Raw genomic sequence first — 15,183 nt, forward strand, 5'->3', positions numbered from 1 at the left:
GACACGGCCACCGCTGCCGAGCTGCAGACCTGGGAGCGGCTGACCGGCCGGCTGGCCGCAGTAGTGGAGGGGCACCTCAACGTCCTGATCAGGCTGGAAAACGTCCGCAAGGGGAACCGTGAGCGCGCCGAGGAGATGAAGAGATGGCAGGGGTTCCCGGAAAAGCCCCCTTACTCCATCACGCTTTTGGACAGCCTGCGTGATGCCATGGAGGCCAAACAGCTCAACCTGCAGTCCCTCGACGTGGTGCGCAGTACCGCGCAGGACGAGGCCCAGGAGTTCGCCGGCGGTCTCAGGCTATCCCGCAAAGAGGTGCGCCTGGCCGAGGAAAACCTGGAGAAGAACAGGGGGAGGCGGGGCGAGGCGCGCAGCAGATGGCTCCTGAAGCTGGCACAGCTTCGCAACGCGCTGAACGAGGCAGGGACCCTCTATGGCGAGGCGCGGGGCTTGATGATCGACGAGTCCCAGCAGGGGATCAAGGCCGAGCTCGACTTCTTGCGGCAAAAGCTCACCGCAGCCAAGGCGAGCTACCGCTTCACCCCCGCAGAGCTGGAGAGAAAGCTTCGGGAAATCGGAGGGCGCCGGGACCAGCTGCGGCGGGAGCAGGACCAGGCCATCCACGACGAAGAGCAAGCGAGGAGACGTCTGGACGCCGGAGAGGCCGCCGTACGCGCGGCCCAGGAAAGGGTCGGCTCAGATCCCGCCGCAAAAGGGAAGCTGGAGAGGCTGCTCAAGGAGCGGGAACGGCTGCTGGCTGTCTTCGAGGCGACCGGCGCGCGCGTCGTCATCCTGAGCGGGGTGAACAGCATCCTGAAGAACGAGGAGACGGTCTGGAAAGAGCGCTACCGTCTTGCTTCCGGAGAGATCAGCGAGGCCGAACGTTCGGAAATCAGGGGGAGGCAGCAGGGGCTGGCAGTGGTCGCCAAATGGAAGGAGTACGCCACCGCGCAGCTCTCCCGCCTGCAGGTCCTGCTGAAAAGCCAGCAGGAGCTGCTCGGCTCGCCCGAGTTCTCCCCGGCCGAGCGCGGCGAGGCCCGCCAGCTCCTTGCCGTCTACCAGGAGCAGGAGTCACTGCTGCGTCGCGGCGACGTCATCCTGACCGAATACGAACAGCTGGTGCGGCGCCGGGACGAGGAAGCGAAGAGCAAGGTGGAGCAGGTGACGGTGAAGGGGGAAGCCCGCGCCGCGGTCGCCACCCTCTCCTCCATGGTCGGCAAGGTGTGGAACGCGGAGCTGTACGTGGCCGAGGAGACCATCATCGCGGAGGGGAAGAAGATCGTCAAACCGAGGAGCGTCACCGTCGGCAAGCTGGCGGAGGCCCTGCTCATCCTGCTCCTGGGATCGTGGGTGATCCGGCGGCTCAAGAAACTGTTCCACTGGCTGGCGATGAAGCGGCTGAGGCTTTCCGCCAACGACGCCCAACTCTACGGGCGCCTGTTCACCTACCTCCTTTTCATCGGCGTGGTGATCAGCGCGCTCATCTTCGTCAACATCCCGCTCGCCTTCTTCGCCTTCTTCGGCGGCGCGCTCGCCATCGGCATCGGCTTCGGCGCGCAGAACCTCATCAACAACTTCATCTCCGGCCTGATCCTGATGTTCGACCGCACCATCAGGATGGGAGACATCGTGGAGGTGGACGGCCACCGCGGCCGGGTGGCCTCCATCGGCATGCGCAGCTCCAGCATCAAGCGTTTCGACGGCGTGGAGATGCTGGTCCCCAACAGCCTCTTCCTGCAGCAGAACGTGATCAACTGGACCTCCTCCGACAAGCGGGTACGTTACTCGATCCAGGTGGGGGTGGCCTACGGCTCCCCGACCAAGGAGACGGGACAGTTGATCCTGAAGGCGGTGGAGATGCAACACGAGGTGCTGGTCGACCCCACCCCCTACGTGGTCTTCGAGAATTTCGGCGAGAGCTCGCTGCTGTTCATCGCCTACTTCTGGGTGGAACTCGACCCGGCGGTGAACACCCTGGTGGTCTTCAGCGACATACGCCATCGCATCGGCGAGATGCTGGCCGCCGCCGGCATCTCCATCCCCTTCCCGCAGCACGACCTGCACCTGCATGCCGTGAAACCGATCGAGGTCAGGGTGGTTGACCTCGGTCCTCCCTCTGCCGGTCCGCCAACGTACGGAGATGGGGGAGGTGAAGTACCTCGGTGAGTGGCGGTTAGGTGGCAGGTTCCCATCTCGTCCGAGAGTCCCCTCTCCCGAAGGGGGAGGGAGAGGGAGGGGGAGCGCAGCCGGCAGAGGCGGGGGGGGGCAGCGTTCAGCAGCGGGGCTTCCCTCACCCCCGCCCTCTCCCGGGGGGAGAAGGCGCGCGGGAGGTGGCCGAGAAGCTGATAACCGGGTGAGGACTATTTTCCGGCGGGGTAGAGGAACTTGGCGGGCTGGCTGAGCAGGGTGCGCCACAGGGGGCGCAAAAGGGCGTACCCCTCGTGGGGCTGGACGCCGCGGGAGCGGAGGGCCACCCTGAGGGCGAGGGCGAAGCTGACCGCCAGGTTGACCAGGCCGATCATGGCCACCCCCGACACGCAGCGCGCCAGCGTTAAAAGCGGTACCTTCCAATCGAGGGCGCTGAGCGCGTAGCCCAGGGTGGCGGCCGAGAAGGCGATGTGCCTGATGTCCAGCGGCAGCCCGAACGCTTTGCCGATGGCCGGCGTCATGCCGAGGGCGAAGCCGAAGAAGATGTTCCCCGCCAGCCCGCCGGCGTTGCGGTCCAGATAGCTCCCGAGCCTCTCCGCACGTTCCCCCCCCAGCAGCTTCACCAGCCAGCCGAGCCTCCCCACCCGCGCGCCCAGGTCCGAGTAGGCGGACATGTTGTCGACGTAGCCCGAAACCAGCCCGGCCACGAAGAGCCAGAGCCCGGCGACGCCGGCGTAGAGGAGCGCCGGGTTGCCCAAGGGGTCGATCTCCGCCAGCAGGGCAGTCGACTTGGCGGCGGGGAGGAGATGGCCGGAGTTGACACTGGCGGCGGTGCCGATGGCGATGGCCAGCGGCAGGGCGACCAGCACGTTGCCGGCAATGGCGGCCAGCTGGCTGCGCACGGTGTCCACGATCAGCGCCACCAGCCGTTCGCTGTCCTTCAGGTGCCCGCGCGCCTGGCTGACGGTGGCGGCGATGGTGGCCGCGGTCATGGCCGGCTGCTTGGTGGCCACGATCAGGTGCAGCACGTGGATGACGGCAAAGCCCGCCGCGTAGATGAGGCTGTTCAGGAGGCCCTGGGCGAAGATGGGGCGGGTCGGCGAGCTCGCCAGCAGTTTGCAGAGCGCCATCACGGCGATGAAGAAGCCCCCCCCCGCCGCCGCCCGCAGGATGCCGAGCCACTCGAGGCGGTCCCGGGCGATGTAATGCTCGCCGACCCGGCTGGCGTTCTCGGTGATGCGCAGGGAGACCAGTTCCAGCAGGGTGGCGAAGTACGTGCGCAGGCTGTTTCTCTGCCGCTCGCCGGCCAGCACCTCGGCCAAGAAGTCGCTCCACTGTTTGGCCAGTTCCTCCCCCAGCTCCGGGTCGAAACGGACCGCCATCAGCTTGACCAGCAGCTCGAGCCGCTCCAGATGCTGGCTGAGCCTGACGATCAGGAAGGTGAGCGGCATGCTGGTGCCACGGGAAGCGGCGGTCTGGCTGGCCCGGTTGACGGCGCTTCGGCACTGCTCGAGCAGGACCAGGATGTGCCGCTCGTCGTGTACCGCCTGCTCAGGGGTGAGGAGGTCGGCGCGGCAGCCGGCCACGAACTGCTCCACTTCGGCCGCCAGGGCGATGAAGGGGGACTCGCCGGTGCAAAGGCGCGGATTCACCCTGAGCAGCTCGGGCTCGAGCCCCATGGCCGCGGTACGGTGGGCGAGTATCACCAGGCTGTCCAGGAACTGAACGGTGATGCGGTTTGCGGCATCGGGCTCCTCGAAACTCCCCTTGCTCAGGAAATCCCAGAAGACCGCCTTGTCCCGGGGGGGGATCTCGTCGATCCAGCGCTGGTCCGCGGGATGGGAGAATACCAGGTGGACGCAGTCCTTCAGGTCGCGCTGGTCGGGGAGCTCCGGCAGGATCTTGTGCACCAGCTTGCGGCGCAGTTCCGAGAAAAAGCCGGTGTTGGGGAGGATGCCCGCCTCGGTGTAAAAACGCCGCTGCTCGCGGTCGGCGAAGAGATGGCGTACCGTGGAGCTGAGCGCCTCCCGGTAGCGCGGTTGGGCGGCAAGTAGCTCCAACATCTCGCGGCAGCGTGCCACGGCATCGGCAGGGGAGCGGCGGGGGGGGCGCAGCGCGTCGATGAAGGCGGCCGTTAGCACCAGCGGGTCCTCCCCGCCTGCCACCATACGGGCGAGCACCGCCTCCACGGCAGGCAGCGCACTCTGCTCCTCCTTCCTGCCGAACAGTGATAACGGGAACGAAGCCATCCAGCAGTCTCCTCCTTCAGGGCGCAATGCCGTCTTTGCCGGTAGAGGGGCCGAGGGCAAAACGAAGGGCGAGATAGCCGGTCGCCCCCGCGATCAGCGAGCCCGCCACTATCCCCAGCCTTTCCAGTCCGACGTTGGCGTACCCTCCCTCTTCGAAGGCAAGCGAGGCGACGAACAGGCTCATGGTGAAGCCGATGCCGCACAGAAGCGAAGTGCCGTACAACTGGGACCAGCGCACCCCTTCCGGCAGCGTCGCCAGCCGCAAGCGGACCGCCGCCCCGCAGGCCGCCATCACCCCCAGCTGCTTGCCCACCAGCAGGCCGGCCACGATCCCCAGCGGCACCGGATGCAGGAGGTCCGCAAGCGATAGACCGCTGAAGGAGACCCCCGCGTTGACGAAGGCGAAGATGGGGAGGATGCCGAAGGCGACCCAGGGATGGAGGAGGTGCTCGAGCCGGTCGAGGGGGGAGTCGCTCGCCCCGGCAGCCGTCGGCCCCAGCGGGATGCAGAAGGCCACCGCCACCCCGGCGAGGGTCGCGTGCACTCCCGACTTCAGGACGGCGACCCAGAGGGGGATGCCCAGCAGCAGGTAGGCGGCCGGCCTGGTGACTCCCAGGCGGTTCAGCAGGAAGAGGGCGGCTACCAGGAAGAGGGCAACCGTCAGCGCGGTAAGGGATAGTTTCGCCGTGTAGAAGAGGGCGATCACCACGATGGCCCCGAGGTCGTCGAAGATGGCGATGCTCAGAAGAAAGGCCTTGAGCGCGGGGGGCACCCGGTCGCCCAAAAGCGACAACACCCCGAGCGCGAAGGCGATGTCGGTGGCCGAGGGGATCGCCCACCCCTTCAGGGCGGTGGCGTCGTTCCAGTTGCAGGCCGCGTAGATGGCGGCAGGGACCAGCAGGCCGCCCAGGGCGGCGAAGGCGGGGAGACTGGCGCCGCGCAGGGTGGAGAGATGGCCCTGTACCACCTCGCGCTTCAACTCCAGGCCGACCAGCAGGAAGAAGATCGCCATCAGCCCGTCGTTGATCCAGAGCAGAAGCGGCTTGGCTATCCCGAAGCTGCCGATCCTGAATTCCAGGGGGAGCTCGAGCAGCACGCCGTAGAGGCGCTCAAGCGGCGAGTTGGCGACCAGCATCGCCAAGAGAGCTGCCCCCATCAGCACCAGCCCTCCCGCCGATTCCAGCCGCAGGAACTCCTGGAGGAGCCGAAGACTTCTTTCGATACCAATTGTCGAGTCTGATCTCATAACTGTCTGCGCCGGCCCTTTCGTCACTGCACTTCGGTCTGCACGCTGCGCGGGCTGCCGATCCGGCCAGCGCGGGTAGCTAAAAAGCGCAGCAAGCACCATGCCTGCAGAGTCGGGAACGATAGAGAGCGGCCTGCCCGTGCCGTCCCCCGTTTTCCACCCGGTCCGGCTCACTTTCGCGCAGCGGTGAGGGACGAAATATCGTGCCCCGTTTGAAATGTCGTCCCCGTCCGCCGATCTCGCCTTCTTTTCCCGCGCCAAAATACCCGTTGCTGGCGGGCAGTAGCGCGTTTTTGGGGAACTGGCACGGTTTTACCATGAAGAAAAGGGACGCCTGCCGGCGAGATTGGTCACAGGGACCTCAAACTTCGAAGCAAAACGGGATGAAGAATCGACTGACACGGACGGGCTAGCTCCGTTAGCTGCCAGTCTTTTCCCCCCGGCTTTAAGAGGCGCACGGGACATCATGACTGCAAGCCAACTGAAAATTGACAGCAGCACCGACGGCGTCGTGCTGGTCAGCCTGGCCGGGGACTGGACCTTGCAAAACTCCATCCCTTCGCCAGAAGGGGCGCTTAGTGCGGCGGCGGCGGAGAAGAGGCGGCTCGCCTTCGAGACCGGGGCGCTTGCCGAGTGGGACAGCGCGCTCCTCATCTTCCTGGCGAACCTGTTCGCCCTCTGCCGTCGGGACGGTATCCCGGTCGACCAGTCCGGGCTCCCGGAAGGGGTCCGCAAACTGATGGCGCTCGCCTCCCCGGAGAACCAGCGAAGCGGCGTGACCCACGGCAGCGCGCGCCCCCCCTTCCTGGAGCGGGTTGCCAACAAGGCGATCGGCGTGGTCGGCGGGGTGAAGGAGGTGCTTTCCTTCATCGGCGAGGTGACGGTGGCCTTTGGCAGGATGCTGCGCGGCAAGGCCGATTTCCGCCGCCTCGACCTGGCGCTCACCCTGCAGGAGACCGGCGCGCAGGCGCTGGGGATCGTGACCCTGATCAGCCTCTTGGTCGGGGTGATCCTCGCCTTCGTGGCCGCCATCCAGCTGAAGATGTTCGGGGCGCAGATCTACGTGGCGGACGTGGTGGGGATCGGCATCGTGCGCGTGATGGGGGCGGTGATGACCGGCGTCATCATGTCGGGGCGGACCGGCGCCGCCTTTGCGGCCCAGCTCGGCACCATGCAGGTAAACGAGGAGATCGACGCCCTGCAGACCCTGGGGCTGTCCCCCATCGAGTACCTGGTCCTCCCCCGCATGCTCGCTCTCATGCTGATGATGCCGCTTCTTTGCGTCTACTCGGACCTGATGGGGGTGTTGGGTGGGATGCTGGTCGGGGTGGGGCTTTTGAACCTGGGGGTACTGGAGTACATAGCCGAGACCCAGAAGGCGCTCAACCTGACCCATTTCCTGGTCGGTCTCACCCACTGCTTCGTGTTCGGCATCCTGGTGGCGGTGGCCGGATGCCTGCGCGGCATCCAGTGCGACCGCAGCGCCTCGGCGGTGGGCTACGCGGCCACCTCCGCCGTGGTCACCGCCATTGTCAGCATCGTCGTGGCGACGGCGATCATCACCCTTTCCTGCCAGGTACTGGGGATATGAACGAGCCAGCTGAAACACCCACAAGCGTGAAGAAACCGGTCATCGAGGTGCGCGGCCTGGAGATGTCCTACGGAAGCTTCGTGCTGATGCGCGATCTGAACTTCACCATCGGCAAGGGGGACATCTTCATCATCATGGGGGGGAGCGGCTGCGGCAAGAGCACGCTCTTGAAGCACCTGGTGGGGCTGAAAAGACCGGCCAAGGGAGACATCATCTACGACAAGGTGAACTACTGGAAAGCCGAACCGGAGGAGCAGGAGCAGCTCAAGCGGCGCTTCGGCATCCTGTTCCAGAGCGGGGCCCTCTGGAGCTCGATGACCCTGGCGGAAAACGTCGCCATGCCGATCGAGCAGTACACCAAGCTGCCCCCCAAGCAGATCAAGGAGCTGGTCTCCTACAAGCTGTCGCTGGTTGGGTTGGGAGGGTTCGAGGAGTTCTACCCCTCCGAGATCAGCGGAGGCATGAAGAAAAGGGCGGGGCTCGCCCGGGCCATGGCCCTCGACCCGGACCTGCTCTTCTTCGACGAGCCCTCCGCCGGTCTCGACCCCATCAGCGCACGGCTTCTGGACGACCTGATCATCGAATTGAGCGAGAGCCTGGGCACCACCGTGGTGGTGGTGACCCACGAACTGGCGAGCATCTTCGCCATCGGCAACAACTCGGTTTTTCTCGACCCGGACGTAAAGACCATGATCGCCAGTGGCGATCCGAAGCGGCTTCTCAAGGAGTCGCCGGACCCGAAAGTGATCAATTTCCTGACACGGGGAGAAGGCGTGCGGCAGAAGTAGGCAGGTCAACGTTTCCCCAAAGCGGAGTCGCCCATGGGTACCAAGGTAAGCAAGACAGCGATCGGTGCGTTCGTGCTCGGAGCCATTGCCCTGCTGGTGGCAACGGTGCTGGTGCTGGGGGCCGGCAAGTTCTTCACCACCCTGCACAGCTATATCACCTACTTTGACGGCTCGGTGAAGGGGCTCAATGTGGGCTCCCCGGTGATGTTCCAGGGGGTGAAGGTCGGCGAGGTGACCGACATCGGCATCATCGCCGACCAGCGGACCCGTACCCTGCACATCCCGGTTCTCTTCGATGTCGAACCGGCAAAGTTCAAGGGAACCACCGCCAAGTTCCAGAACGATCCGGCTGAGATCGAGAAGGCGGTCAAGCAACTCGGGCTTAGGACCCAGTTGCAGAGCCTGAGCTTCGTGACCGGGCAGCTGATGGTCGCTCTCGATTTCCAGCCAAACACGCCTGCCGTCTACGTCGGGCTCGACAAGAAACACATCGAGATCCCGAGCGTGCCGACCCCGCTTGAGAAGTTGCAGAAGACGCTGGAAGACCTTCCCTTCAAGGAGATCGTGGAGAACCTGAACAGCGCCATGCAGGGGATCAACCAGCTGGTCAGATCGGTCGACGCCAGAAGGACCACCAAGACCATAGAGGCGGCCATCCGGGACGTCCAGGTACTGGTGAAGAATCTCAACGACGAGATCGGACCGCTCGCCAGCCACATCGGAGACACCTCGCAGTCCGCCCAGGCCGCCCTCGACGAGACCAAAGTGACCATGGCCGCCGCGCGGGGCGACATCAAGGACCTGGTGACGACCAGCAGGGCTACCCTCGATTCGGCCCAGGCCGCCCTGAAGCAGTCGGAGGTGACCCTGCAGGCCTACTCCGCCGATGCGCGGCTGACCACGGAGCTGAACAAGACCCTGCGCGAGCTCTCCGCAACCTCCCGCTCGTTCCGCAACCTCTCCGACTACCTGGAGCGCCATCCCGAGTCGCTCTTGAGAGGGAAGGCGGCCGCCAAAGGAGAGTGAGTGCGGCAAGTGAACGGCGAAAAGGCAATCCCCCCCTGTCCCCCCTTTATCAAGGGGGGGACCTGCTGCGGACGGTGAGTTCTGATCAGGAAGGAGAATGACATGATAAACGGACATCGGTTGACACGGGCAGTGATCTTCCTCGCCGTCGCCATCGGGCTCGCCGGCTGCGCCAGTTCGCCCTCCGCCCGCTTCTACACGCTGACCCCGCTCTCCGCGCAGCAGGCCAAGCAGGCCTCTCCGCAGGCGAAACCGGTTTCCATCAGCATAGCGCCGGTGGAACTCCCCGACTACCTGGAACGCCCGCAGATCGTGACCCGGGACGGGCAGAACGAGATCGACCTCGCCGAGTACGACCGCTGGGCGGGCTCTCTCTCCGACAATATCTCGGCGGTGCTGGCGGAAAACCTCGTGCAGCTGCTCAATTCGGACCGGGTGTACGTCTACCCGCGCCTGCGGACGGAAAAGGCGGATTACCTGGTGTCGATGCGCATCCTCAGGCTCGACTGCATGCCGGGGAACCAGGTGCTTTTGAAGGCGCAGTGGTCGGTGGCGGCGGGGGCGGACGGCAAGGACGTGGCGACCCGTATTTCCACCGTCTCCGAGCGGCTCACCGACAAGGGATACCCGACCATGGTGGCCGCCGTCGGCCGCACCCTGGAGCAGGTGAGCCGGGAGATCGCCCGGGAAATCCCGGCCCGGCAGCAATGAGCGAAGCTCCAGCGCAGGGCGAACCGATAACGCCTGACGCCCAAGGGAGAGTCGAGCACATGACGCATACAACCCCGGAAACGGACCTGGTCCGCAACATGCTGGCGGTGATCTTCATCGGCGTCCTGATCAGCGCCAGTTTCTACATCCTGCTCCCCTTCATGACCGCGCTGGTATGGGCGACCATGATCGTGGTAACCACCTGGCCGCTGATGCTCGGTGTCCAGAGGCGGCTGGGGGGCAAGCGCGGGCTGGCAGTCACCGTGATGAGCGTGGGACTGCTCCTTTTGCTGGTGATCCCCCTCACCGCCGCCATCCTCACCGTCATCGGGCGCTCCGACGACATCGTCACCTGGGCCAAATCCCTGGGCTCCTTCACCCTGCCGCAACTGCCGGACTGGGTCGGGAAGCTGCCGGTGGTGGGGCCGAAGATCGCCCAGCGCTACCAGTACTTCGCCACCGTCTCCCGCGATGAGCTCTCCGCCCAGCTGGTTCCCTACGCGAAGCAGGCGGTCGGCTGGATGATGTCGCAGGCCGGCAACCTGATGCTGATGATCGGGCAGTTCCTGCTGACGGTGATCGTCAGCGCCGTCCTCTACGCGACCGGGGACAAGGCCGCCGACGGCATCTGCCGCTTCGCCCGCCGTCTGGGGGGGCAAAGTGGCGAGGACGCCGCCATCCTGGCCGCCCGGGCCATCCGCGGGGTCGCCCTGGGGGTGGTGGTTACCGCCGTGGTCCAGACCACCCTGGCCGGCCTCGGCCTGATGGTGGCGGGAGTGCCGGCCGCGGTGCTGCTTACCGCCGTCATCTTCGTCTTCTGCATCGCCCAGATCGGGCCGGGGCTGGTCTTCATCCCGGTGGTGGTGTGGCTTTACTGGTCGGGCGAGCCCCTTTGGGGGACAGCGATGCTCATCTGGGGGATCTTCTGCGGCACCATCGACAACGTGATCCGCCCCATCCTGATCAAGAAGGGGGCCGACCTCCCGCTGCTTCTGATCTTCGCCGGGGTCATCGGCGGCCTGCTCGCCTTCGGCGTGATCGGGCTGTTCGTGGGGCCGGTGCTGCTGGCGGTCACCTACACTCTTCTACAGGCCTGGGTCATGCGCAGGGAGCCGGACCAGGAGGAGTTGCAGCCGGAGGACACCCTTACCGATTGAAACGAGAAAAGGTGAACAGGTGGACGAGAAGATCCAACAGCGGATTGGGGGGAAGGTGTTGAAGAGACGGTTTTCACTAGTTGTCTTCGGGCTCGCGCTCTGCGCCTGCTTGAGCGGCTGCCTCGGCATAGGGCCCTCGACGGTCGCCCGTGACCGCTTCGACTATACCACGGCGGTCGCCGACTCCTGGAAGCGCCAGATGCTGCTCAACATCGTCAAGATCCGCTACGGCGATGCCCCCATCTTCCTGGACGTGGCCTCCATCATCAACCAGTACCAGCTCACCACCGACCTGAACGCCTCGGTCGGCTGGTCCTACCCTCCGGCCGGCAATAACCAGAGGGTCGGCATCGACGGCAATTTCATCGACCGCCCCACCATCACCTATACTCCCTTGTCCGGCGCCAAGTTCGCCGAGAACCTGATGACCCCGGTCGCACCCACCACCGTGATGAGCCTGGTGGAGGGGAGTTATCCCATCGACCTGGTCTTTCGCATCCTGGTCCACTCGGTGAACGGCATTCAGAACCAGTTCGGCGGCGCCTCCCGGGCACGCAGGGCCGACCCCCAGTTCTACATCATCCTGGAGAAGCTGCGGCGCATCCAGGCCTCAGGGGCGGTCGCCCTGCGGGTCAAGAAGGCGGATAACCGGGAAGGGCTTTTCATGGTTTTTCGCAAGAAGATGGACCCGGAGCTGGAGAAGGAAAGCCGCGAGGTGCGGCGGATGCTCGGCCTCCAGGAGGAGGGAGGAGAGTTCCGTGTCGTCTACGGTTCGGTCTCCACCGGTGAGAATGAGGTCGCTCTGCTTACCCGCTCCATCCTCGAGATACTGACTGACATCTCGGCCACCGTCCAGGTGCCTCCCGAGCACGTGACCGAGAAGCGGGTCACCCCGACCATGGAGCCGGAAGGAGAGGGGATCAAGGGGAACATGATCAGCATCCTCTGCTCCGCCAAGAAGCCGGACGACGACTTCGCCGCCGTCCCCTACCGCGACCGCTGGTTCTGGATCGACGATCGCGATTACCGATCCAAGAAACTCTTCTCGTTCCTGATGTTCGTGATGACCCTCACCGAGACCGGCGGCAAGCAGGGGGCCCCCATCGTCACCATCAACGCGGGGGGATGAGGCAGGGAACCGACCATGAGATCCGGGTGGAAGATGCTTGCTGTTTGGGTGATCCTGGTGGCGCTGGCAGTGCCGGCGTGGGGTGAAGCCGCGCCCCCCGTCCAGGATGCCAAAGGCAAGGAGGCTCCTGTCCAGACGGCGCCGGCCAAAGAAATACCTCCCCAGACGACGCCGGCCAAGGCGGTTGCCGTGCCGATGGCGCCGGTGATGCTCGGCGGAAACCGCCTCTTTTCCTACCCCGGCTATCACACCCTTTCCCCGGAAGAGCGGGCGGCACGGATCAGCGAGCGGATCACCCGCCTGGCGGAGGACGAAACCATCCGCACCGCCGCCATCACCGCCGTCGATGGCGACGACTCGACCGACATCATGGCGGACGGCCGCGGTATCATGGCGATCTTCGAAAGCGATGCCCGGGCCTTCGCGGTGTCCCGGCAGCAGCTCGCCCGGACCATCGTCGGGGAACTGCGCGCGGCGATCGACCAGTACCGGGAGGCTCGCGCGCCGAAGAATATCGTGCATGGCGTGGTGAAGACCGCCATCGCCACCCTGCTGCTGCTGGTTGTCCTGTTCCTGATGCGCATGCTGTTCCGCAAGTTCCTGGTGCTGCTGGCATCCGGAAAGGTGCGCGCCATCCACTTCCAGAATTTCGAGGTCCTCCGCCTGGAGCAGGTGAGGAGCATCCTGATCGCCGGCATGCGGGGATTGCGGCTGGTCATCGTGCTGGTCCTGCTCTACCTGTACCTCCATGTCGTGCTGGGCTTCTTTCCCTGGACCCGCCCCTTCAGCGGGCAGATCCTCAGCTACCTGCTGGTGCCGCTGCAGACCATGGAGATGGGGGTGCTCGACTATATCCCCAACCTGATCTTCCTGGTGGTACTGAGTCTGGTCTCCTACTACGTGATCAAGTTCATGCGCCTGATCTCGGTGGAGGTGGAAAAGGGGAACATCGCTTTTCCCGGCTTCTACAGGGAATGGGCCAAGCCCACCTACAAGATCGCCCGCTTCCTCTTCATCGCCTTCGTGGCGGTGGTGGCCTTCCCCTATTTCCCCGGTTCCAATTCGCCCGCCTTCAAGGGGATCACCATCTTCCTCGGGGTGCTCCTCTCGCTCGGCTCCTCCTCCACCGTTTCCAACATCATCGCCGGGCTGGACATGACCTACCGGCGCGCCTTCATCCAGGGGGACTGGATCAAGATCGGGGACCTGGTCGGCCAGGTGGCGCGCACCAGGCTCTTGGTCACCCACCTGAAGACCTTCAAGAACGAGGAGGTGGTCTTCCCCAACGCCTCCCTCCTCAACAGCCACGTCACCAACTTCAGCTCCCTTGCCCGCGAACATGGGCTCATCCTGCATAGCTCGATCACCATCGGCTACAACACCCCCTGGCGGCAGGTCCATGCCTTCCTCCTGCAGGCCGCCCAGCGTACCTCCGGTCTCTTGCAGGACCCTCCCCCCTTCGTCCTGCAGACCGCCCTGGATGACTTCTACGTCCGCTACGAGCTGAACGCCTATACCTCCTCGCCGGAGAGGATGCTGGACATCTACTCCGAGCTGCACCAGCACATCCAGGACGCCTTCAACGAGTTCGAGGTGCAGATCATGTCGCCCCACTACGTCTTCGATCCCAAGTCGCCGGCGGTGGTACCCAAGGAGCGCTGGTACGTCCCGCCTGCGGCGGCACCCGGTGAGCCTTCCGGGCCGAGGTGAGCGATGTCGCGCAGACTTTTCCTACTCACGGCACTTTTGGTGGTACTGCTAGCTGCGCTGCCGGCGCCCATCAGTGCGGCGGACGATAAACAGCCGGCAGCCGCTGCTTCGCCGGACGCCGCCCTGGAAACGGCACCGGTGGAGATCGACGGCCAGCTGCTCTTCCGGGTGAGGGGCGCCTCCTCGTACCCTGCCGCGCAACGTGCCGAAGCCATCAGGAACCGGGTAGAAAAGGTCGCCGCCGATGAATCGTTTCGCAGTAGCGAGCTGCGGACTGAGGAAGTCGACAACTCCACCACTATCATGGCCGGGCAGGAGTTCCTGCTGGCGGTCAGCGACGGCGATGCAAAAGTGGAGCGCTATTCCCGCCAACACCTCGCCGACCTGCATTTGGCCAGGATCCGCCAGGCTATCGAGGATTACCGGCGCCTGCGCAGCAGCGATGCCCTGCTGCGAGGTGCCCTCTACACTGCCGGGGCCACCGTCGCGCTGCTGGCGGGGATCGCTCTGCTGGTCTTTCTCGGGCGACGGCTGGAGGACAAGCTCTCGCAGCGGTTGAAGAACCGCATCCATGCGGTCGGCATCCAGTCCTTCGAGATCGTGCGGGCCGAGACCATCTGGCAGGCGCTGCACGGCATCCTGTACGCCACGCGTGCCACGGTCATGCTGCTGCTTGGCTTTATCTACCTGCATGTCGTGCTGGCCCTGTTTCCCTGGACCCGCGGTACTGCAAACAACCTGTTCGGCCTGATCAAGCGGGGCGTGGGAGAGGTCGGCAAGAGGGGGGCAGCCCTGGTCCCCGATCTGATCATCCTGGTGGTCATCTACTACCTGTTTCGCTTCGTCCTGAGGGTTCTGCGTCACTTCTTCGAGGCGGTGGAGCGCAAGTCGGTGACCCTGCACGGATTCGAGGCGGAGTGGGCGGTACCGACCTACAAACTGGTTCGCCTCGCCATCATCGCCTTCGGCATCATCATCGCCTACCCCTACATCCCCGGCTCGCAGTCGGCCGCCTTTAAGGGGGTATCCCTCTTCGTCGGCGTGGTCTTTTCGCTGGGCTCTTCCACGGCCATTTCCAACATCATCGCCGGCTATCTGATGACCTATCGGAGGGTGTTCAAGGTGGGGGACCGGGTGAAGGTGGGTGAGATAGTGGGGGACGTGATGGCCGTCCGCTTGCAGGTCACGCACCTGCTCACCCTGAAGAACGAGGAGGTTACCGTCCCCAATTCCCAGATCCTGAACGGGGACGTAGTGAACTTCAGTTCCATGGCGGGGAGCAAGGGATTGATCCTGCACACCATCGTGGGGATCGGCTACGAGACCCCCTGGCGGCAGGTGGAGGCGATGCTGCTAGAGGCGGCTAAGCGCACCCCCGGGATCCTCAGGGAACCACGCCCCTACATCCTGATCAAGGCGCTGGCTGATTTC

Annotated in this window: 11 protein-coding genes; 9 read left to right on the forward strand and 2 right to left on the reverse strand. The window is 64.9% G+C overall.

Annotation, left to right across the window (positions count from 1 at the left end):
* Nucleotides 1-2,163, forward strand: a 2,163-nt coding sequence (locus VJ604_RS10990; protein WP_324082442.1) for a mechanosensitive ion channel domain-containing protein, incomplete at its 5' end; no start/stop codon positions are given.
* Between the two features lie 194 nt (nt 2,164-2,357).
* Here VJ604_RS10990 and VJ604_RS10995 read toward each other — a convergent pair.
* Together VJ604_RS10995 and nhaA are read right to left on the reverse strand one after the other, a co-directional pair.
* Nucleotides 2,358-4,394 (reverse strand): transporter-like protein, encoded by a 2,037-nt coding sequence (locus VJ604_RS10995; protein WP_324082444.1) that lies wholly within the window; start codon nt 4,392-4,394, stop codon nt 2,358-2,360.
* Between the two features lie 16 nt (nt 4,395-4,410).
* Nucleotides 4,411-5,640: a Na+/H+ antiporter NhaA gene (nhaA, locus tag VJ604_RS11000; protein WP_324082445.1), complete on the reverse strand. Its 1,230-nt coding sequence runs from the start codon at nt 5,638-5,640 to the stop codon at nt 4,411-4,413.
* Between the two features lie 466 nt (nt 5,641-6,106).
* Here nhaA and VJ604_RS11005 point away from each other — a divergent pair, with 466 nt between their 5' ends.
* The 8 genes from VJ604_RS11005 to VJ604_RS11040 all read left to right on the forward strand — a co-directional run.
* Nucleotides 6,107-7,231, forward strand: a complete 1,125-nt coding sequence (locus VJ604_RS11005; RefSeq protein ID WP_324082447.1) for an ABC transporter permease — start codon at nt 6,107-6,109, stop codon at nt 7,229-7,231.
* A gap of 26 nt (nt 7,232-7,257) precedes the next feature.
* Nucleotides 7,258-8,019, forward strand: coding sequence for an ABC transporter ATP-binding protein (locus tag VJ604_RS11010; protein WP_324082449.1), 762 nt, complete (start codon nt 7,258-7,260; stop codon nt 8,017-8,019).
* 33 nt (nt 8,020-8,052) lie between these two features.
* On the forward strand, nt 8,053-9,045 hold the full coding sequence (locus VJ604_RS11015; RefSeq protein ID WP_324082451.1) for an MlaD family protein: 993 nt from the start codon (nt 8,053-8,055) through the stop codon (nt 9,043-9,045).
* A gap of 102 nt (nt 9,046-9,147) precedes the next feature.
* Nucleotides 9,148-9,756, forward strand: coding sequence for a PqiC family protein (locus VJ604_RS11020; protein WP_324082453.1), 609 nt, complete (start codon nt 9,148-9,150; stop codon nt 9,754-9,756).
* 59 nt (nt 9,757-9,815) lie between these two features.
* Nucleotides 9,816-10,913, forward strand: coding sequence for an AI-2E family transporter YdiK (gene ydiK / locus VJ604_RS11025; protein WP_324082455.1), 1,098 nt, complete (start codon nt 9,816-9,818; stop codon nt 10,911-10,913).
* Between the two features lie 19 nt (nt 10,914-10,932).
* Nucleotides 10,933-12,042 (forward strand): hypothetical protein, encoded by a 1,110-nt coding sequence (locus VJ604_RS11030; RefSeq protein WP_324082457.1) that lies wholly within the window; start codon nt 10,933-10,935, stop codon nt 12,040-12,042.
* Between the two features lie 33 nt (nt 12,043-12,075).
* Nucleotides 12,076-13,752 (forward strand): mechanosensitive ion channel family protein, encoded by a 1,677-nt coding sequence (locus VJ604_RS11035; protein ID WP_324082459.1) that lies wholly within the window; start codon nt 12,076-12,078, stop codon nt 13,750-13,752.
* 3 nt (nt 13,753-13,755) lie between these two features.
* A partial coding sequence (locus VJ604_RS11040) for a mechanosensitive ion channel family protein (RefSeq protein ID WP_324082461.1) occupies nt 13,756-15,183 on the forward strand: 1,428 nt, incomplete at its 3' end.

This window comes from Geomonas sp., assembly GCF_035254065.1.
Taxonomy (GTDB): domain Bacteria; phylum Desulfobacterota; class Desulfuromonadia; order Geobacterales; family Geobacteraceae; genus Geomonas.

Excerpts from the sequence above, each read along its gene's own strand:
- VJ604_RS10995 (WP_324082444.1), bottom strand. The coding sequence starts at position 4,394 with ATGGCTTCGTTCCCGTTATCACTGTTCGGCAGGAAGGAGGAGCAGAGT.
- nhaA (WP_324082445.1), bottom strand. The coding sequence starts at position 5,640 with ATGAGATCAGACTCGACAATTGGTATCGAAAGAAGTCTTCGGCTCCTC.
- VJ604_RS11005 (WP_324082447.1), top strand. The coding sequence starts at position 6,107 with ATGACTGCAAGCCAACTGAAAATTGACAGCAGCACCGACGGCGTCGTG.
- VJ604_RS11015 (WP_324082451.1), top strand. The coding sequence starts at position 8,053 with ATGGGTACCAAGGTAAGCAAGACAGCGATCGGTGCGTTCGTGCTCGGA.
- VJ604_RS11020 (WP_324082453.1), top strand. The coding sequence starts at position 9,148 with ATGATAAACGGACATCGGTTGACACGGGCAGTGATCTTCCTCGCCGTC.
- ydiK (WP_324082455.1), top strand. The coding sequence starts at position 9,816 with ATGACGCATACAACCCCGGAAACGGACCTGGTCCGCAACATGCTGGCG.
- VJ604_RS11035 (WP_324082459.1), top strand. The coding sequence starts at position 12,076 with ATGCTTGCTGTTTGGGTGATCCTGGTGGCGCTGGCAGTGCCGGCGTGG.